Genomic DNA, 19,123 nt, shown 5'->3' on the forward strand with positions numbered 1-19,123 from the left:
TATGGCGCTGACCCGTGAAGAGCGTGAGCAGTTCCTCGCCGAGCCGCATGTCGCGGCGCTGGCGGTCGACGCGGGGGGCGGGCGGGGCCCGCTGACCGTGCCCATCTGGTACCAGTACGCCCCCGGCGGCGACGTGTGGATCCTGACCGGCCTCGACTCCCGCAAGAACCGGCTGATCCAGGAGGCACGCCGGTTCTCCCTGCTGGTGGACCGGCTGGAGCCGACGATCCGGTACGTGTCGGTGGAGGGCCCGGTCCTGCGGACCGTGCCGGCCACCCTGGAGGACCTGCGGGAGATCTCGGCCCGCTATCTGCCGCCCGAGAAGGTCGACGGCTATGTCGACTTCGCCTGGAAGAACCACGGCGAGCAGGTCGTCGTCCATATGCGGCCCGAGCACTGGCTGTCGTCGGACATCGGCCGGCTCTGAGGCCCGGCCGTCCCCCGCGCGGGACAATCGCGGCATGGGAACGGATCTTCACGACCTGCTGAGGTCGCTGCGGGTGTGGGACGTCGAGCTGCCCGCCTTCGACCCGTCGGACGCGCCCGGCGAGCCGCTCGGCCTGTTCACCGAGTGGTTCGCCGACGCGGTCGCGGCCGGGCAGACCGAGCCGCACACGATGTCGCTCGCCACCGCGGACGAGGAGGGCCTGCCGGACGTACGGACGGTGATGCTGCACGGCGCCGACGCGTCCGGCTGGGCCTTCGCCACGCACCGGGACAGCCGCAAGGGCCGCCAGCTCGCCGCCCGCCCGTACGCGGCCCTCGGCTTCTACTGGCCGGCGCGGGGCCGCCAGGTGCGGGTGCGGGGCCCGGTGACGGCTGCCCCGTCCGCCGAGTCCCAGGCCGATCTGCACGCCCGCTCGACGAAGGCGCTCGCGGCGGCCCTGACCGGCAGGCAGAGCGAGGTGCTCGGCTCCCCCGAGGAGCTGGAGCGGGCGTCGCGGGCCGCCTGGGAACGGGCCCGGCGGGAGCCGGACGCGCCGGTGCCGACGTGGACGCTGTACCGGGTGCGCCCCGACGAGGTGGAGTTCTTCCAGGGCGACGCCGAGCGGCGGCACGTCCGGCTCGTCTACCGGCGCGCGGAACCGGGGTGGGTCAAACAGCTGCTCTGGCCCTGACGTCAGCGGGCGCGGTGGAGGTCGTACGCCGTGAAGTCGGCCACCGGGCGGTAGCCGATGCGCTGATAGAGGCCGTTGCTCGTGCCGTTGGACAGGTCGGTGAAGAGCAGCACCTCGCGTACCCCGGAGGAGAGTGCGGCCCGGGTGACCGCGGCGGTGGCCGCGCCGCCGTAGCCGCGCCCGCGCAGCGGCGCCGGGGTGTAGACGGGGGCGACGCGGACCTGCCCGGCGATGAGCGGGGTCACCCCGACCATGGCGCGGGGAGTGCCGTCCTCGGCCTCCCACAGGGTGATCCCGCCGTAGGCGATCCGCGCGTCGGCCCAGGCGCCCGGGTCGCGCGCGGCGGTGTGCCCGGCGGCCTTCGTGAACTCGCCGTACCAGCGGGCCAGCAGCTCCCGGTCCGGTCGCCCGGCGAGGCGCGCGCGGCCGGGCGGGATCGGCCGCGGCACGGTCAGATTGCCCAGCCGGTACAGGCGCTGGCGCTGGGCGACGGTGCCGTGGGCGCCGGTGTGCCGCTGCCAGGCGGCGACGAACGCCTCGGCGGTCTCCCGGGCGGCGACGACCCCGGGGACCGTCTGCCCGAGCGCGAGCAGATGGGCGGCGAGGGCGTCGGCCTCGTCGGGGGTGAGCGGGGTGACGTTCAGCATGTGGGGCGGGGTGCGGAAGTAGGCGGCCCGCACCTGCCCGTCGCGTTCCAGCACCCCGAACACGGGGGGCTCGTCGCCGTACGCGCGCGGCCCGTTGACGCGCAGCGTCTCGGTGACCGTCAGGGCGACGGTGTGCAGGTCGGGGCGTGAGCGCAGGAAGCCTCCGGCGTGGGACAGGAAGCCGTTGAGGTCCTGGGTGCAGTACCAGTCGTCCGGGCGCATGCCTCATGATCCCGCGCCGGGCCCGGCGCTGTGCACTTTTTTCCGCCGTGGACACCAAGACGACACAAGTCGTCACACCGGGCCGGGTGTTGGGGTAAGGAGGACGTCGGGCTCGGGGTCGGTCGCCAGCCGTGCGTGCAGATGCACGTCCCGGTACGCGTCCTGCCGCCCGGCCTCCCACATCGCGCCCCGCAGGGTGCCCTCGGCGGGGAAACCGCAGCGCTCGGCGACCCGGCAGGAGGCGTCGTGGCCCGCGGCGTGCCCGAGCTCGAGGCGGTGCAGCCGGGGGCCGTCCGGCGCGGTCAGCGCCCAGCGGGCGGCGAGGGCGAGCGCGCGGACCGCCACGCGCCGGCCGCGGGCCTCGGGCAGCACCCAGTAGCCGACCAGGCCGTAGTCCATGCGCCGGCTGACGACCGTCACCCCGACATGGCCGAGGAGGGCGCCGGTATAGGCGTCGGTCACGCAGTACGCCGCCGAGCCGTCCGCCGCGCCTACGGCGGTCCGCAGGGAGGCGAGGGCGCCCTCGCGGTCCGTGGCGAGCGACAGCGGGGTGTTCCAGCGCCGGTACTCCGGGTCGGCGCGGCCCCGGCACCAGGCGTCCAGGTCGGCCTCGGAGTCCGGGTCCCAGGGGCGCAGCCGCAGTCCGTGGCCGTGCAGGTCGGGGAAGGGGCGGGGTGCGGGGCGTATGGCGGCGTCGGTCATGAGGTCCATTGAAACCCGGAGGATCAGTCGGCCGGGCGGAACATCGGCACCCCGTCCGGGAAGGCGGCGGTCAGCGCCAGGCCGGCCCGCAGGAGGGCGGGGTCCGGGCAGTCCACGAGGCCGGTCGTCATCCGGGGGCCCTCGGCGAGGTCGACGACGGCGGCGACGTACGGGGTCCGCGCGCTGAAGGGCGGCAGGTCGTTGCGGTGGACGACGGACCAGGTGTACAGGGTGGCCCGGCCGCTCGCGGTCTCCCAGACGACGTCCTCGCTCCAGCACTGCGGGCAGGCCTCGCGCGGGTAGTGGTGGGCCCGTCCGCAGGCCCGGCACCGGCGCAGCAGCAGCCGGCCGGCGGCGGCCGCGTCCCAGTAGGGGCGGGTGAAGGCGTCCGGTTCGGGGACGTCGTAGCGGGGCGCGCTCATCCGAACAGTCCGAGCGCGGCGTCCACCGACCAGGACTGCCAGGACATCCCGAACAGGGCGACGACGGAGATCAGCGCCATCATGCCGTTCTGCCCCTGCTCGGCCCAGTCGTGGATCATCAGGGTGAGGTACAGCACGTTGAGCAGCAGTCCGCCGGCGAGGGCGACCGGGGTGAGGAACCCGAGCACCAGGCCGAGTCCCAGGGCCAGTTCGGCGTAGAGGACGACGTACGCCATGACCCGCGGCCGGGGTGCCACCACGCGCTGGAAGCCGGTGCGGACGGCGGGCCAGCGGTGTTCGGCCGCGATGTCCGCGGCCCAGGCGATCCCGGACCCGGCCAGCCAGCTCCGGCGGTCCTTGTGCCGCCAGCTCTCCAGCCACCACAGCCCGAGGCCTATCCGGAGCACGGCCAGCCATTGAGCGCCTGTGAGCCAGATCGCGTCCATGGATCTGACGGTACGTCAGATCCATGGGGCCTGACAATCGTCCGGGTGCCCCGGCCGTCCCGCGGCCGGGGCACGACCCCTGCCGGTTCAGGCGGCCGCCTCGGCCGCGGCGAGGGCGGCGTCCTGCGGGGCCACCGTCCGGCGGCGGCGCAGCGGCATGCCCATCCCCGGGTTGCCGACGTTCCAGGCGGCGCCCTTGCAGATCAGCTCCTTGTAGAAGGCGGCGATCCGGCCGGTCAGCACCGCGCGGACGGGGCGGTCGTCCCCGGTGACGTACTGGATCAGGCCCTGCCTGCGGCCCAGCGAGACGCACTGGTTGAAGTAGCGCAGCGGGACCTTGGGCAGCTTGCCGCCGGTCAGGCGGGCCACGATGGCGTCGGCGGCCTGCCAGGCGGTGAAGCCGCCGGAGGCGCACGACATGCGCAGCGGCTTGCCGCCGACGCCCCGGGCGAGGGCGGCGTCGCCGATGGCGTAGACGTCCGGGTGGGAGACCGAGCGCATGGTCCCGTCGACCACGATCTGCCCCCGGTCGCCGACCTCCAGGGTGGTGGCCAGCGCGATCGGGTGGACGGCGAAGCCGGTGGTCCACACGGTGACGGCGGCCGGGAGCACGGTCCCGTCGGCGGTGGTGACCCGGTCGGGTCCGACCTCGGTGGCGGTGGTGTCCTCGTGGACGGTGATGCCGAGCCGGCCGACGACCTTGCGCAGGTGGCGGCGGCCCTTGGCGGAGAGCCAGTCGCCGAGTCCGCCGCGCACGATCAGGGAGACGTCGAGGTCCGGGCGGGCCTCGGCGATCTCGGTGACGGCCTCCACGCCGGTGAGGCCGCCGCCGACCACGATCACGGGCGCTCCGGCGTCCAGCGCGGCGAGGCGCTCGCGCAGCCGCAGCGCGCCGGGCCGGCTCGCGAGTTCGTAGGCGTGCTCGGCGACTCCGGGGACGCCCTGGTCGTCCCAGCCGCTGCCGAGGGCGTAGACGAGGGTGTCGTACGCCAGCTCCTCGGTGCCGTCCGCGTCCTTGACGGCCACGGTCTTCCGGTCGGCGTCGACGGCGGTGACCCGGGCGATCCTCAGGTCGACGCCGGTGCCCCGGAACAGGTCGGCGAACGGCCGGGGCCTGAGCTCCTGTCCCACGGCGAGCTGGTGCATGCGGACGCGTTCGACGAAGTCGGGCTCCGCGTTGACGAGGGTGACGGTGACGTCGTCGCCGTGCAGTCGCCTGGCGAGCCGCCCGGCCGCGAACGCTCCGGTGTAGCCGCCCCCGAGCACGATGATGCGGTGCTGCATGTCCTTGCTCCTGTCTTCAGCGGGTTCGCCACCTGAACCGGGCGGCCCGCCGATTCCTGACAGGATCGCGATGTGAACCACGTCACATCGCGCGCGGAGCGTCGTACGGGGGTCAGAAGGCCTCGCGGACCAGGGGTTCCCCGTGGTCGGCGGCCTGCCAGACCCGGGTCGCGCGCTCCAGCTTGTCGGGGTTGACCTGGCTGCGGAACGCGGCGAGGCCGTCCTCGGCGACCTCCACGCACATGACGCCGATGACCCGGCCGTCGACGACCACCACGAGGGCGGGTCCGCCGTTGGCGGTGGCCGCGTAGTACTCGGGCGACCCGCCCACCAGCGCCCGCTTGGCCTCGCTGGGCTTGAACAGGCCGCGCAGGAACTTCGCGGCCGCCAGGGCGCCCTCGACCGCCTTGGCCCGCGCCGGGACCTTGCCGCCGCCGTCGCCGACCACGACGGCGTCCTCGGTGAGCAGCCGGACCAGGGGCTCGGTGCGGCCACTGGTGGCCGCCGCCAGGAACTCGTCGATGATCCGCCGGGCCGCGGCCTCGTCGACCTCGGCACGGGCCCGCCCCTGGGCGACGTGCTTGCGGGCGCGGTGCAGGATCTGCTGGCTGGAGGCCTCGCTGATGTCGAGGATCTCGGCGATCTCGCGATGCGTGTAGTCGAACGCCTCACGCAGCACGTACACCGCCCGCTCGCTCGGCGAGAGCCGCTCCAGCACGACGAGCACGGCGTACGAGACCGACTCGCGCTGTTCGGCGGTGTCGGCCGGGCCCAGCATGGGGTCCCCGGCGAGCAGCGGCTCGGGCAGCCACTGGCCCACATAGGTCTCGCGGCGGGCGCGGGCCGAGGTGAGCTGGTTCAGGCACAGATTGGTGAGCACCTTGGTCAGCCATGCCTCGGGGACCTCGACGCGCTCCACGTCGGCGGCCTGCCAGCGCAGGAACGTCTCCTGGACGGCGTCCTCGGCCTCGCTCGCCGAGCCGAGCATCCGGTAGGCGATGGCCTCCAGACGGGGGCGGGCCGCCTCGAACCGTTCCACGTCGTTCACCGTGAGGACCATGGGTTCGGATCCTAACTCCCGTGGCCGCCAAGGGCAGGTGGAGACGGTCCCCCGGTGGCGCCCCGGGCGCACCGCGCCCCCGCATCCCGGGGCCCGGACCCACAACCAGGAGAGCTACGTCACAGGCCCCACCCAGGTCTCCTACAGTCGTGATCGATCCGCAACCAATTCCGGGCTTGACCGAGACCCATCAACCCATCGCGTGATTACGCTCCGAATCATGGCCGACACCCCTCATCTCCCGGAACGCCCCGTCTACGTCGTCGGGGGCGGCCCCGGCGGGCTCTCCGTCGCGTACGCCCTGCGCGCCCGCGGCATACGGGCCGTCGTCCTGGAGCGGTCGGACGCGGTCGGCGCCTCGTGGCGCGCGCACTACGACCGGCTCCGTCTGCACACCACCCGGCGGCTGTCGGCGCTGCCCGGCCTGCCGATGCCCCGCCGGTTCGGGCGCTGGGTGTCCCGCGACGACATGGTGCGCTACCTGGAGAAGTACGCCGAGCACCACGACCTGGAGATCGTCACCGGCGTCGAGGTCTCCCGCGTCGATCCCGCGCCGGACGGCTCCGGCTGGCTGCTGCACGCCACCGGCGGCCGGGAGCTGGCGGGCGCCGCCGTCGTCGTCGCCACCGGGTACAACCACACGCCGCGCATCCCCGACTGGCCCGGACGCGAGGGGTACGGCGGGGAGCTGCTGCACGCGGGCGAGTACCGCTCCCCCGCCCCGTACGCCGGCCGGGACGTCCTGGTCGTGGGCGCCGGCAACACCGGCTCGGAGATCGCCGTGGACCTCGTGGAGGGCGGGGCGGAGCGGGTGCGCCTCGCGGTGCGGACGGTGCCGCACATCGTGCGCCGCTCGACCGCCGGATGGCCCGCGCAGTTCACGAGCATCGCGGTCCGGCGGCTGCCGGTGCGGCTCGTGGACCGGCTCGCCCGGCCGGTGGCCAGGATCAGCGTCCCGGACCTGTCGGCGCACGGGCTGCCGCGCCCCGACACCGGCCTGTACAGCAGGGTCCGGGAGGGGGCGATCCCCGTCCTGGACGTCGGGCTCGTGGACGCGGTGCGCGAGGGCCGGGTCGAGATCGTCGCCGCCGTCGAGGGGTTCGACTCGGACAAGGTGCTGCTCGCGGACGGCAGCCGGATATCCCCGGACGTCGTCGTCGCGGCCACCGGGTACGCGCGCGGCCTGGAGGGCCTGGTCGGGCATCTCGGCGTGCTCGACGGGCGGGGCAGACCGAGTGTGCGGGGCGCCCGGACCCCGGCGGAGGCACCGGGCCTGTACTTCACCGGCTACACCAACCCCATCAGCGGCAATCTGCGGGAGATGGCGATCGACGCGCAGAAGATCGCCCGGGCCGTGGCGGGCGACCGGCGCCGCAATGTCTCCCGGCTGCCGGTCTGAGCGGGTCGGATCGCGCAAGGGCCCGACTTTTGCCCTGCAAGACGGTTCCTGACGCCGTGTCAGTTCCTTTAATCTGACACAGCGTCAGTTAATCGCTGTCATCCAGGGACGGGCGGACCGATGCTTGGATCAACCCACGGCACCCTCACCACCGACTCCCGCCGGGCCCGGGTCGTCGCCTGCGGCGAACAGCCCGCGCCCGCCGTCCACGGCCGGCCCGCCGAACCCGACGACCTCGACGTCAGCGGCCGCCCCCTGTACTGCGAGGTCCCCGACCTGGACCGCCTCTTCCGGCCGGAGTCCCTCGCCGTGATCGGCGCCTCCGACGCCGAGGGGCGGCCGAACACCGGGATCACCCGGCGGCTGGTCGACTGGGCCGGGCGGGTCGGCGCCCGGCTCCATCCCGTCCACCCGTCCCGCCCGTCCGTCTTCGGCCTGCCCTGCTCCCGGACCGTCGCCGACCTGCCCGAACAGGTCGACCTCGCCGTCCTGCTGGTCGCCGACCCGCTGCCGGTGATCGAGGAACTGGCGCAGGCGAAGGTGAAGTTCGCCGTCGTCTTCGCCTCCGGGTTCGCGGAGACCGGCGACGAGGGCGCCGCCGCGCAGGCCCGGCTCACCGCCGCCGTCGAGCGCTCCGGGCTGCGGCTGCTCGGCCCCAACACCAACCTCAACGCCTTCGAGCGGTTCCGGGACGACCTGGACGGGCCCGCGATCGCCCTCATCACCCAGTCCGGGCACCAGGGCCGCCCCGTCTTCGCCCTCCAGGAGCTGGGCGTACGCCTGTCGCACTGGGCGCCCACCGGCAACGAGGCCGACCTGGAGACGGCCGACTTCCTCTCCTACTTCGCCGAGCGGCCCGAGGTCGGCGCCATCGCCGCCTATGTCGAGGGCATCAAGGACGGCCGCGCCTTCCTGCTCGCCGCCGACCGCTGCGCCCGCCGCAAGGTGCCCGTCGTCGCGGTAAAGGTCGGCCGCACCGAGGCCGGCGCGCGTACGGCCGCCTCCCACACCGGCAAGCTCACCGGCGCGGACGCGGTCGTGGACGCGGCCCTGCGCCAGTACGGGGTGATCCGCGTCGACGGCCTGGACGAACTCCAGGACACCGCCACCCTTCTGGCCCGGGCCCGCCCGCCGCGCGCCGACGGCGTCGCCGTCTACTCGATATCGGGCGGCACGGGCGCCCATGTGGCCGACCTCGCGGCCGGGGCGGGGCTGCGGCTGCCGGTCCTGTCGGAGGCCAAGCAGGCCGAACTGCACCAGTGGATACCGGAGTACCTGAGCGTCGCCAACCCCGTCGACAACGGCGGGCACCCGGTCGGCGACGAGCGCGGGCCCCGGATCATCCGGGCGATCCTCGACGACCCCTCGGTGGGCGTGCTGATCTGCCCGGTCACCGGGCCGTTCCCGCCCCTGAGCGACAAGCTCGCCCAGGACCTGGTGGACGCCGCCGAGCGCACGGACAAACTGGTCTGCGTGGTGTGGGGGTCGCCGGTCGGCACCGAGCGGGCCTACCGGGAGGTCCTGCTGGGCTCCTCGCGCGTGGTCACCTTCCGCACGGTCGCCAACTGCGTCTCCGCCGTCCGCGCCTACCTCGACCACCACCGGTTCGTCGACGGCTACCGCTCCCCCTTCGACGAGGCGCCCCGCACCCCCTCGCCGTCCAGCCGCAAGGCGCGCGCCCTGCTGCGCCCGGGACAGCAGCTGAGCGAGCACGCGGCGAAGCAGCTGCTGCGGGCGTACGGCATCCGGGTCCCGCGCGAGCAGCTGGTGACCAGCGCGGCGGCGGCCGTGCGCGCGGCGGGGCTGGTGGGCTACCCGGTGGTGATGAAGGCGTCCGGCGCCCGGATCGCCCACAAGACCGAGCTGGGTCTCGTCAAGATCGGGCTGACGTCGGCCAGCCAGGTCCGGGACGCCTACCGCGAGCTGACCGACATCGCCCGCTACGAGGACATCGCGCTGGACGGCGTCCTGGTCTGCCAGATGGTGGAGCGGGGCGTGGAGATGGTGGTGGGCGCCTCGCACGACCCGCTGTTCGGACCGACGGTGACGGTCGGGCTGGGCGGGGTGCTGGTGGAGGTGCTGCGCGACACGGCCGTCCGGGTGCCGCCCTTCGGGGAGGAGCAGGTCCGTGGGATGTGCGCCGAACTGCGCGGGCGGGCGCTGCTCGACGGGGTCCGGGGGCGGCCCCCGGCCGACCTCGACGCGCTGGTGGAGGTCGTGCTGCGGGTGCAGCGGATGGCGCTGGAGCTGGGCGACGAGCTCGCGGAGCTGGACGTCAACCCGCTGATGGTGCTGCCTCGCGGGCAGGGCGCGGTGGCCCTGGACGCGCTCGTGGTGTGCCGCTGACATGGCGACGTCCGACCTGTGCGTACGGCACTCCCGCGAGGACGGGGTCTGCCGGATCACCCTGGACCGCCCCGAGTCGCTGAACGCGCTCACCCCGGGCATGCGCGACCGGCTCGTCGCCCTGCTCGACGCCGCCTCCGCGGACCCGGAGACACGGGCCGTCGTCCTCACCGGCACCGGGCGCGCGTTCTGCGCCGGGGCGGACCTGCGGGGCGGGGCGGCGGGCGGGGAGCGGCGGACCGGGGACGTCGCCCGCACGCTCCGGCTCGGCGCCCAGCGGCTGATCGCGGCCGTCCTGGACTGTGAGAAGCCGGTGATCGCGGCGGTGAACGGTACGGCGGCCGGGCTCGGCGCCCATCTGGCGCTCGCCTGCGATCTCGTCCTGGCCGCCGAGTCGGCGCGGTTCATCGAGGTCTTCGTGCGGCGCGGACTCGTCCCGGACGGCGGCGGCGCCTATCTGCTGCCCCGGCTCGTCGGCCCGCACCGCGCCAAGGAGCTGATGTTCCTCGGCGACGCCCTGGGCGCGGCGGACGCGGAGCGGCTGGGCCTGGTCAACCGGGTCGTCCCGGACGCGGAGCTGGAGGACGCGGCCCTCGGCTGGGCGGTGCGTCTGGCGGTGGGCCCGACCCGTGCGCTGGCCCTCACCAAGCAGCTCGTCAACGCCTCCTGGGACAGTGACCGCGCCGGCGCCTTCGCGGCGGAGGCGGCCGCGCAGGAGATCAATCTGACGACCGAGGACGCGGCGGAGGGCCTGGCGGCCTTCGTGGAGCGCAGGAACCCGGAGTTCCGGGGGCGCTGACATCTCCCCACCTCGCAGGTCTTCCCATCTGACGGTCCGTCAGTTTCAATGACGGGTGTGATGGGACACGCTGGGATGGCGGCCGCCGCCGTCCGTCACCTCCGCCCGGCCGGGGCGCCGCCCGCCCCGGCTCCGCCCCGCCCCCCGCTGCGCTGTGTCGGCGCGGACGAGCGGGCGCCGGTCCCGCAGGACGTGTTCCGGCGGGTGCTCGGCAGCTTCGCGACCGGCGTGGTGGTCGTGACGGCCCCGGCGGACGCGGAGGACCCGCACCGCCCCGCCGGATTCGCCTGCCAGTCCTTCGCGTCCCTCTCCCTCGACCCCCCGCTGGTCGCCTTCATGGTCGGCCGTACGTCCACGACCTGGCCGCGCATCGCCCGCGCGGGCGTCTTCTGCGTGAACGTGCTCGGCGCCGGGCAGGGCGAGCTGTGCCGGGCCTTCGCGGTGAGCGGCGCCGACAAGTTCGCCGGGGTGCGCTACGACCAGGCCCCCGTCTCCGGCTCCCCGCGTCTCGCGGGCACGCTCGCCTGGATCGACTGCACGGTCCACGCGGTGCACCCGGGCGGCGACCACCTCATCGTCGTCGGCCGGGTGGACGACCTGGGCGCCAGCGAGGGGGACGAGCCGCCGCTGCTCTTCCACCGGGGCCGGCTGCGGTGACCGCGCGTCAGAGGGCCGGGACGGCGGCCTGCGGGCGCCGCCGGATCACCAGCGCCATCAGCGCCGCCGCCGCGCACAGGGCGCCGGACGCGTACCAGACCATGTCGTAGGAGCCGAACACGTCCCGCGCCACCCCGCCGAGGAACGCCACCAGCGCCGCGCCGACCTGGTGCGAGGCGAGCACCCAGCCGAAGACGATCGCGCTGTCCTCGCCGTACTGCTCCCGGCACAGGGCGACGGTGGGCGGGACGGTGGCGACCCAGTCGAGGCCGTAGAAGACGATGAAGAACAGCATCGGCGGGTGGACGCTCGGCGCGAGCAGCATCGGCAGGAACAGCAGCGAGACACCGCGCAGGGCGTAGTAGACCGCGAGCAGGCGGCGCGGTTCGAAGCGGTCGGTGAGCCAGCCGGAGAAGACCGTGCCGACGACGTCGAAGACGCCGATGACCGCGAGCAGGGAGGCGGCGGCCTGGACGGGCATGTGGTGGTCGAGGGCGGCGGGCACGAAGTGGGTCTGGATGAGGCCGTTGGTGGAGGCGCCGCAGATCGCGAAGGTGCCGGCCAGCAGCCAGAAGGGACCCGTGCGGGCCGCCGAGAGGAGGACGGTGACGGCCCGGCGGGCGGCGCCCTGCGCGGGCGGCGGCTTGGGCACGAACTCCGTGGCGCCGTAGGGCGCGAGGCCCACGTCGGCCGGGTGGTCGCGCAGCAGCAGCCAGACGAAGGGGACGACCGCGAGCGCCGCGAGGGCGACGGTCACGACGGCCGGCCTCCAGGTGTGCTCCTCGACCATCCAGGACAGCAGCGGCAGGAAGATCAGCTGGCCGGAGGCGGAGGCGGCGGTGAGGATGCCGGTGACCAGGCCGCGGCGCTCGGTGAACCAGCGGTTGGTGACCGTGGCCGCGAAGGCCAGCGCCATCGAACCGGTGCCGAGGCCGACCAGCAGCCCCCAGCACAGCAGCAGTTGCCAGGCCGCCGTCATCCAGTACGTCAGCCCCGAGCCCGCCGCGATCAGCACCAGGGCCACCGCGACGACCCGCCGGATGCCGAACCGGTCCATCAGCGCGGCGGCGAACGGGGCGGTCAGGCCGTAGAGCGCGAGGTTGATGGAGACGGCCGCCCCGATCGTGCCCCGCGACCAGCCGAAGTCGTCGTTGAGCGGGTCGATGAGGAGGCCCGGCAGGGAGCGGAAGGCGGCCGCGCCGAGGATCGTCACGAAGGCCACGGCGGCGACGAACCAGGCGCGGTGGATCCGCGGCCGGCGCGGTGTCGGTGCGGCGCCGTCGGCGGCGGAGGCGTCCGGCGCGGCGGCGGAGTCGTCGAGGGCGGGGGTCGTCTGCGTCACGCTCATGAGCTTCGGGCCTGCGCGTCCTCGATTCCATTGGCCGGAAGGACAGCGTTCGTTAGGATCGGGCCATGCCCCCTGAGCCGAGCCTCCAGCCACCCACACACCCGGGACCTCACCGGGTCGCCGTGCTCGCCCTCGACGGGGCGATCCCCTTCGAGCTGGGCATCGCGCACCGCGTCTTCGGCCGCCCCCGGGACGAGCGTGGCCGGCCGCTGTACGAGGTCGTCACCTGCTCCGTCCGGCCGCCCGGCCCCGTGCTGACCGACGCCGACTTCGCCATCCAGGTCGAGCACGGCCCCGAGGCCCTGGCCACCGCCGACACCGTGATCGTCCCGGCGTCGTACGAGCTCGGGCCGGTCTTCGAGCAGGGCGTCCTGACCGCCGAACTGGCCGCCGCCTTCGCCCTGGTGCGCCCCGGCACCCGCTTCGCCTCCATCTGTACCGGCGTCTACGTCCTGGCCGCCTCCGGCCTGCTGGACGGCCGCCCGGCGACCACGCACTGGGCCGACGCCCGGCGCTTCCAGGAGCTGTTCCCGACGATCGACGTCGACGCCGACGTGCTCTTCGTCGACGACGGCGACGTGCTGACGTCGGCCGGGGTGGCCGCCGGGATCGACCTGTGTCTGCACATGGTCCGCCGCGACCACGGCACGGCCGTCGCCAACGACGTGGCCCGCCACATGGTCGTACCGCCGCACCGCGACGGCGGGCAGGCCCAGTACATCGAGCGCCCGGTCCCCGACCCGCAGCAGTCCTCCACGACGGCGGCCCGCGCCTGGGCCCTCGCGCACCTCCACGAACCGATCCAGCTGCGCGACATGGCCGACCAGGAGTCCATGTCGGTGCGCACCTTCACCCGGCGCTTCCGGGAGGAGGCCGGCGTCAGCCCCGGCCAGTGGCTGACCCGGCAGCGGGTCGAACGCGCCCGGCATCTCCTCGAGTCCACCGATCTGTCGGTCGACCAGGTGGCCGCGCGCTCCGGCTTCGGCACCGCCCAGTCGATGCGGCAGCACCTACAGGCTGCGCTCGGGGTCACCCCCACCAGCTATCGGCGCACCTTCCGCGCGGGCGGCGGGGCCTGCCTGGAGACCGCCGGGAGCCGGTGACCGCTCCCGCCTCGCCTCCCCCCACCAGCCCAGCGCGGTCAGCAGCAGCGTCAGCCCGACCCCGGCCAGCATGGCCGTGGACGGCGCCACCACCTGGAGCAGGGCGCCCGCCAGGGACCCCGTCGCCGCGTACCCGGCGCCCGCCGCCGCGTACAGCACGGAGTATCCGGCGGCCAGCGCGCCCGGCGGCAGCGCGTCCCGCAGCGACAGATTGCGGGTGATGAGCGCGCCGGACTGGAGGATGCCCGCGAGGACGAGGGCGACCGCCATGCCGGAGCCGTCCGGTATCAGCGCAAGCAGCGCCACGAACACCGACATGCCGCACATCAGCACGACGCTGCGTGAGCGCAACCGGCCCGGCCAGGACCGCAGTCCGTACACGAACGCCCCGGCACCCGCCGCCACCGCCATGCCCGCCAGCAGCGGACCCGACCAGCCGACGCCTATCCCGCGCTGCTCCAGCAGGGCGGGCAGGGTCAGTTCGACCAGGCCGAGCAGGGTGATGCTGGCGGCGCCCGTGACGTACACCGGCCAGGCGCCCAGCAGGACGCGGGTCCGCACCCGGTTGGCCCGGCCGCCCTGGCCGTCCTTGGCCCAGCCCGCGGGCAGCAGCCGGTGCCCGGCCATGGACAGCGCCATGAGGACGGCCGCGAGGAGCAGCGGCACCCGGGGGTCCACCGCGAGGGCCAGCCCGGCGACCGCGACCGGCGAGACGGCCCACACGCCGGACATCAGCATCGACTCCGTGGACAGCGCCTGCGCCACGGCCCGCTCCGGCACCAGGAAGGTCAGCAGGGCGCGCTGCCCTCCGGCGGCCGCGGACGGGGCGGCCCCGGCCAGGAACGCGAACGCGCCGAGCACCAGGGCGTGCGACCCGGCGAGGACGCCGAGGCCCGTGAACCCGAGGGTGCCGCCCGCGAGTCCGGCGGTCAGCTGGCGCCGGCCGCGCGCCGGATCGAGGCGTGTCCCGAGGATCGGGGCGGCGACGATCTCGCCGAGCACATAGGCCGCCGCGAGTGCCGCGCCCAGGCTGTAGCCGCCGGGCCGCTCGCGGACCAGGAACACCAGCGCCAGCGGGGTCATGGCGACCGGCATCCGGGCGGCCACGGCGGTCCCGGCCCACACCAGGACCTGCCTGGAGGCGACGTCTCGATAGGTCATGCAGTCGACGGTATGTCCCGGCACCGACATCCCGGCAGCCGTTTTCCGGGCCTGTGGAAAACTCCGCCGCGCAGGGCCGGACCGGCACGAACCACCCGTCTTCCCACGGCACTTCAGAACGTCAGCACGGCCCGCGCGACCTTGCCCGCCTCCGCGTCGGCCGCCGCCCGCGCGAACTCCTCCACCGGATAGGCCGCCGTCACCAGCTCGTCCAGCAGCAGCCGGCCCTCGCGGTACAGCTCGGCGTAGAGCGCGATGTCCCGCTGGGGCCGCGAGGAGCCGTACCGGCAGCCGAGGATGGACTTGTCCAGGTACATCGAGGAGACGAGGAAGGACGCCTCGGCGGTGGCCGGCGGCACCCCGAGGAGGACGGCCTGCCCATGGCGGTCGAGCAGGTCGACGGCGGCCCGGATCAGCTCGACGCGGCCCACGCACTCGAAGACGTGGTCGGCGCCGTCCGGCAGCAGCTCCCGCACCTCGTCCACCGAGGTCAGGAAGTCCGTGGCGCCGAAGCGCCGGGCCGTCTCCTCCTTTTCCGGGTTGGCGTCGACGGCCACGATCCGCAGCGCGCCCGCGATCCGGGCGCCCTGCACGACGTTGAGCCCGACGCCTCCGGTGCCGATCACGACGACCCGGTCCCCGCGGTCGACACGGGCCCGGTTCAGCACCGCCCCGACCCCGGTGAGGACCCCGCAGCCGATCAGCGCGGCGCTCGGCAACGGGATGTCCTTCGGGACGGGCACCGCCTGGACGGCCTTCACCACGGTCCGTTCGGCGAACGCCGAGTTGGCGGCGAACTGGAACACGGGCCGGTCGCCCCGCCGGAACGGCCGCGACGGCCGCCCTATGGCCCGCCGGCACATGGTGGGCCGTCCCCGGTCGCACTCGGCGCACGTCCCGCAGTTCGCGAGCGTGGACAGCGCCACATGGTCCCCGGGCACGACATGGGTGACGCCCACACCGACGGCCTCCACCACACCCGCGCCCTCGTGGCCGAGCACCACAGGCACGGGGAACGGTATGGTCCCGTCCACCACGGAGAGATCGCTGTGGCACAGCCCGGCCGCCGCGACGGCGACCAGCACCTCACCGGGCCCCGGGTCCCGTACCTCCAGGTCGTGGACGACCTCGGCCCGCTCTCCGTCGAACAGGACTCCGCGCATCAGACGCCCCCCTTGGGCTCCCTGGGCAGACCGAGCACCCGCTCGGCGATGATGGTGCGCTGCACCTGGTCCGACCCCCCGTAGATGGTGTCGGCCCGTGAGAACAGGAACATCCGCTGCGTCTCGTCGAGCGCGTACGGCACCGAGGGCGTCCAGTCCTCCGGTCCCGCACCGCCCGCCGCGCCCCTTATCTGCACGGCCAGTTCGCCGAGCCGCTGGTGCCAGCCGCCCCACAGCAGCTTGGCCACGCTGGGCGCCCCCGCGTCCCCGGTGCCGCCCAGGGTCCGCAGGGCGTGCCAGCGCATGACGCGCAGCTCCGCCCACTGCCGTACGAGCCGGTCGCGTACGACGGGGTCGGCCACCGCGCCGCGGTCCACGGCCTCCCGCACGACCCGCGCCAACTCGGCGGCGAACCCGATCTGCTGGGCGAGCGTGGACACGCCCCGCTCGAAGCCGAGCAGGCTCATGGCGACCGTCCAGCCCGCGCCCTCGCCGCCGACGAGATGCTCGGCGCGCGCGTGGGCGCCGTCGAAGAAGACCTCGTTGAAGTCGCTGGTCCCGGTGAGCTGCCGGATCGGCCGGACCTCCACCCGCCCCGGCTGGTCCATGGGCACGAGCAGGAAACCGAGGCCGTGGTGGCGGCGGGAGTCGGGATCGGTGCGGGCCAGCACGAAGCACCAGTCGGCCTCGTGCGCGAGGGACGTCCAGATCTTCTGCCCGGTGACCCGGTACGACCCGTCCGGGGCGCGCTCGGCGCGGGTGCGGATACCGGCGAGGTCGGAACCCGCCTCGGGCTCGCTGTACCCCTGGCACCACAGCTCCTCGCCGGAGGCGATCGGCGGCAGGAAGCGGGCCTTCTGCTCCGCGCTGCCGTGCGCGAGCAGCGTCGGGGCGAGCAGCTTCTCGCCGATGTGCCCGGAGCGCGGCGGGGCGCCGGAGCGCGCGTACTCCTCGGCCCACACGACCTGCTGGGTCAGGGTGGCCGTGCGGTTGCCGTACCCGCCCTCGCCCCAGCCGAGCCCGATCCACCCGGCCTTGCCGAGGACCCGCTCCCAGGCCCGCCGTTCCCATCCGCTTCCGGCGTGCCCGGCCAGCCACGACCGCGCCTCCGTCCGGAACGCCTCGTCCTCCTCGCCGAACGCGAAGTCCACGGTGCCTCCTCGTCTCGAACCAGGTGGTCAGCGGGCGTTGGGCCGGTCGCCGCGCCGTGCGGCCTCCTCCGAGGCCGCCACCCGCGCGAGCATCGGCATGGGGTCGACCCCCACGGTCCCCGGCAGCACCCGGGCGATCCGCTCGGGCGTCCAGGGCCCCTCCGCGTGCACGGAACGCAGTTCGGCGGGCTGCGCCCACACCGCGATCCGCGGACCGGCGACCGTGTACACCTGCCCGGTGACGCCCTGTTCGCGGGCCGCGTCGGACAGCAGGTAGACGACGAACGCCGCCACGTCCTCCGGTTCGCCGAGGTCGGCCAGCTCCATGGGCACGCCCGCGGACATCCGGGTCCGGGCGACGGGCGCCACGGCGTTCGCGGTCACGCCGTACTTGTGCAGACCGAGCGCGGCACTGCGTACGAGCGAGATGACACCGCCCTTGGCCGCGCTGTAGTTGGCCTGTGACACCGACCCCTGGTGGTTGCCGCTGGTGAAGCCGATCAGGGTGCCCGAGCGCTGAGCGCGCATCACGGCCGACGCGGCGCGGAACACGGTGAACGTCCCCTTGAGATGGGTGGCGAGGACCGGGTCCCACTCGTCCTCGGTCATGTTGAACAGCATCCGCTCCCGCAGGATCCCGGCGACGCACACCGCCCCGTCGAGCCGTCCGAAGGCGGACAGGGCCGTGTCCACGACCCGCCGGCCGCCCGCCATCGTGGAGATGTCGTCGGCGACGGCGACGGCCTCGCCGCCGGCCGCCTCGATCTCCTTGACGACCGCCTCGGCGACCTCGCCGGCCGGTGAGGCGCCGTCCACGGACACCCCGTGGTCGTTGACGACGACGCGGGCGCCCTCGGCGGCGGCGGCCAGCGCCACCGCGCGTCCGATGCCGCGCCCGGCGCCCGTCACGGCGACCACCTTGCCTGCCACGAAGTTCCCCATGCCGCGACCCCTTCCCGCCGTTTCTGACGGTCCGTTAGATTTCTGATTCTACGGCCCGTCGGATACGCGGGGACAAGACCCGGGGAGGACCCATGTCGCTGCCGGACGCGTTCCACGAGATCGCCCAGCGCGTCAACAACTGGGGCCGCTGGGGGGCGGAGGACGAACTCGGCACGCTGAACCTGATCACCGACGAGGTGGTCCGCGCGGCCGCGGCGTGCGTCCGCTCCGGCCGCCGTGTCCCGCTCGCGCTGCCGCTCGAACAGGACGGTGTGCAGACCGGGATGATCCCCGGCCGGGTCAATCCGCTGCACACCATGGTGCAGATCAACCAGGAGGTCTTCGGCCCGGGGACCGTCGCGTGCAGTGACGACACGGTGGTCATGGGCCTGCAGGCCGCCACCCACTGGGACGCCCTCGCCCATGTGTCGCACTCCGGCCGGCTCTACAACGGCCGCCCCGCCGACAGCGTCACCGCGCATGGCGGCGCCCACCATGGCGGCATCGACAAGGCGCGGCACATCGTCTCGCGCGGGGTGCTGCTCGACGTGGCCCGGGCGCGCGGCGTGGCGCGGCTCGACGGCGGGCACGCGGTCACCCCGGAGGACCTGGAGGCGGCGGAGGAACTGGCGGGCACCCGGGTGCGCGCCGGTGACATCGTGCTGGTGCGGACGGGACAGATGCAGCTGTGCCTGGCGGGCGACCGGCACAGCTACGGCCATCCCTCGCCCGGCCTCTCGATCCGCACCCCGGAGTGGTTCCACGCGCGCGATGTGGCGGCGGTCGCCAACGACACCCTCACCTTCGAGATCTTCCCGCCGGAGCACGCGGATCTGTGGCTGCCCGTGCACGCGCTCCACCTGGTGGAGATGGGGATGCCGCAGGGCCAGAACTGGAATCTCGAAAAGTTGTCCACAGCCTGTGGAGAAGAGGGCCGCTCCACGTTTCTGCTGGCGGCGACACCCGAGCCCTTCGTGGGCGGCACCGGAAGCCCGGTGGCTCCGGTGGCGGTCCTGTGACGTGCGCGCTGACGCCTTGCGCGAGCGACGACGCCCGACGCGCTCGATGACGCCGGCTGGCGGCGCGGCTTCCCCATCCCCCGGCTCCACCCGGGCGGGGATGCCCCGACCGCCCCGAGCACGGCACGCGCGCC

19 protein-coding genes are annotated in these 19,123 nt (G+C 74.4%); 8 read left to right on the top strand and 11 right to left on the bottom strand.

Translation table 11 applies throughout. From position 1 onward, the window contains the following. The first annotated feature begins 1 nt into the window (after nucleotide 1). On the top strand, nucleotides 2–427 hold the full coding sequence (locus KBY32_RS20345; RefSeq protein ID WP_055623601.1) for a pyridoxamine 5'-phosphate oxidase family protein: 426 nt from the start codon (nucleotides 2–4) through the stop codon (nucleotides 425–427). Between the two features lie 34 nt (nucleotides 428–461). After that, a complete protein-coding gene (locus KBY32_RS20350) occupies nucleotides 462–1,118 on the top strand; it encodes a pyridoxal 5'-phosphate synthase (protein ID WP_210981085.1) in 657 nt (218 codons plus the stop codon). Between the two features lie 2 nt (nucleotides 1,119–1,120). Here KBY32_RS20350 and KBY32_RS20355 read toward each other — a convergent pair whose 3' ends face one another. The 6 genes from KBY32_RS20355 to KBY32_RS20380 all read right to left on the bottom strand — a co-directional run bounded on the left by KBY32_RS20355 (nucleotide 1,121) and on the right by KBY32_RS20380 (nucleotide 5,901). Next, on the bottom strand, nucleotides 1,121–1,987 hold the full coding sequence (locus KBY32_RS20355) for a GNAT family N-acetyltransferase (protein ID WP_210981086.1): 867 nt from the start codon (nucleotides 1,985–1,987) through the stop codon (nucleotides 1,121–1,123). A gap of 72 nt (nucleotides 1,988–2,059) precedes the next feature. After that, nucleotides 2,060–2,689, bottom strand: a complete 630-nt coding sequence (locus KBY32_RS20360; protein WP_210981087.1) for a GNAT family N-acetyltransferase — start codon at nucleotides 2,687–2,689, stop codon at nucleotides 2,060–2,062. Between the two features lie 23 nt (nucleotides 2,690–2,712). Further along, nucleotides 2,713–3,111 (bottom strand): Zn-ribbon domain-containing OB-fold protein, encoded by a 399-nt coding sequence (locus KBY32_RS20365; protein WP_210981088.1) that lies wholly within the window; start codon nucleotides 3,109–3,111, stop codon nucleotides 2,713–2,715. Then, on the bottom strand, nucleotides 3,108–3,557 hold the full coding sequence (locus KBY32_RS20370) for a DoxX family membrane protein (protein WP_210981089.1): 450 nt from the start codon (nucleotides 3,555–3,557) through the stop codon (nucleotides 3,108–3,110). Before KBY32_RS20370 ends, KBY32_RS20365 begins: the two co-directional genes overlap by 4 nt. A gap of 87 nt (nucleotides 3,558–3,644) precedes the next feature. Then, nucleotides 3,645–4,841, bottom strand: a complete 1,197-nt coding sequence (locus KBY32_RS20375) for an NAD(P)/FAD-dependent oxidoreductase (protein ID WP_210981090.1) — start codon at nucleotides 4,839–4,841, stop codon at nucleotides 3,645–3,647. 112 nt (nucleotides 4,842–4,953) lie between these two features. Continuing rightward, nucleotides 4,954–5,901 (bottom strand): RNA polymerase sigma-70 factor, encoded by a 948-nt coding sequence (locus tag KBY32_RS20380; RefSeq protein WP_055623606.1) that lies wholly within the window; start codon nucleotides 5,899–5,901, stop codon nucleotides 4,954–4,956. A gap of 220 nt (nucleotides 5,902–6,121) precedes the next feature. Between KBY32_RS20380 and KBY32_RS20385 the strand changes: the two genes are divergently transcribed. From KBY32_RS20385 to KBY32_RS20400, 4 genes are all read left to right on the top strand, one after another. Next, nucleotides 6,122–7,300 carry an NAD(P)/FAD-dependent oxidoreductase gene (locus tag KBY32_RS20385; RefSeq protein WP_210981091.1) on the top strand — a complete coding sequence of 393 codons (1,179 nt, stop codon included), beginning with the start codon at nucleotides 6,122–6,124 and terminating at the stop codon, nucleotides 7,298–7,300. A 120-nt stretch (nucleotides 7,301–7,420) separates the two neighbouring features. Beyond that, complete coding sequence (locus KBY32_RS20390; protein ID WP_210981092.1) at nucleotides 7,421–9,646, top strand: acetate--CoA ligase family protein; 2,226 nt, start codon at nucleotides 7,421–7,423, stop codon at nucleotides 9,644–9,646. 1 nt (nucleotide 9,647) lies between these two features. Beyond that, nucleotides 9,648–10,445, top strand: coding sequence for an enoyl-CoA hydratase/isomerase family protein (locus KBY32_RS20395; RefSeq protein ID WP_210981093.1), 798 nt, complete (start codon nucleotides 9,648–9,650; stop codon nucleotides 10,443–10,445). A 60-nt stretch (nucleotides 10,446–10,505) separates the two neighbouring features. Beyond that, a complete protein-coding gene (locus KBY32_RS20400; protein ID WP_210981094.1) occupies nucleotides 10,506–11,102 on the top strand; it encodes a flavin reductase family protein in 597 nt (198 codons plus the stop codon). Between the two features lie 7 nt (nucleotides 11,103–11,109). On the opposite strand, the gene KBY32_RS20405 is transcribed toward KBY32_RS20400, so the two are convergent. Continuing rightward, nucleotides 11,110–12,444: an MFS transporter gene (locus tag KBY32_RS20405; RefSeq protein ID WP_210981095.1), complete on the bottom strand. Its 1,335-nt coding sequence runs from the start codon at nucleotides 12,442–12,444 to the stop codon at nucleotides 11,110–11,112. 71 nt (nucleotides 12,445–12,515) lie between these two features. Here KBY32_RS20405 and KBY32_RS20410 point away from each other — a divergent pair, with 71 nt between their 5' ends. Further along, nucleotides 12,516–13,553: a GlxA family transcriptional regulator gene (locus KBY32_RS20410; protein ID WP_055623612.1), complete on the top strand. Its 1,038-nt coding sequence runs from the start codon at nucleotides 12,516–12,518 to the stop codon at nucleotides 13,551–13,553. Here KBY32_RS20410 and KBY32_RS20415 read toward each other — a convergent pair. The 4 genes from KBY32_RS20415 to KBY32_RS20430 form a co-directional block, all read right to left on the bottom strand. Beyond that, nucleotides 13,461–14,714, bottom strand: coding sequence for an MFS transporter (locus tag KBY32_RS20415; protein ID WP_210981096.1), 1,254 nt, complete (start codon nucleotides 14,712–14,714; stop codon nucleotides 13,461–13,463). The genes KBY32_RS20410 and KBY32_RS20415 overlap by 93 nt on opposite strands. Nucleotides 14,715–14,827: 113 nt before the next feature. Next, nucleotides 14,828–15,877, bottom strand: a complete 1,050-nt coding sequence (locus KBY32_RS20420) for an alcohol dehydrogenase catalytic domain-containing protein (protein ID WP_055623613.1) — start codon at nucleotides 15,875–15,877, stop codon at nucleotides 14,828–14,830. Beyond that, complete coding sequence (locus KBY32_RS20425; protein ID WP_210981097.1) at nucleotides 15,877–17,028, bottom strand: acyl-CoA dehydrogenase family protein; 1,152 nt, start codon at nucleotides 17,026–17,028, stop codon at nucleotides 15,877–15,879. The genes KBY32_RS20420 and KBY32_RS20425 overlap by 1 nt, the downstream gene beginning before the upstream one ends. Nucleotides 17,029–17,055: 27 nt before the next feature. Further along, on the bottom strand, nucleotides 17,056–17,970 hold the full coding sequence (locus KBY32_RS20430) for an SDR family oxidoreductase (protein WP_210981098.1): 915 nt from the start codon (nucleotides 17,968–17,970) through the stop codon (nucleotides 17,056–17,058). Between the two features lie 92 nt (nucleotides 17,971–18,062). On the opposite strand from KBY32_RS20430, the gene KBY32_RS20435 reads away from it, so the two are divergent. Then, a complete protein-coding gene (locus KBY32_RS20435) occupies nucleotides 18,063–18,989 on the top strand; it encodes a cyclase family protein (protein ID WP_210981099.1) in 927 nt (308 codons plus the stop codon). Nucleotides 18,990–19,123 lie beyond the last annotated feature (134 nt).

This window comes from Streptomyces sp. RK62, from assembly GCF_018070255.1.
Taxonomy (GTDB): Bacteria; Actinomycetota; Actinomycetes; order Streptomycetales; family Streptomycetaceae; genus Streptomyces; species Streptomyces nigra.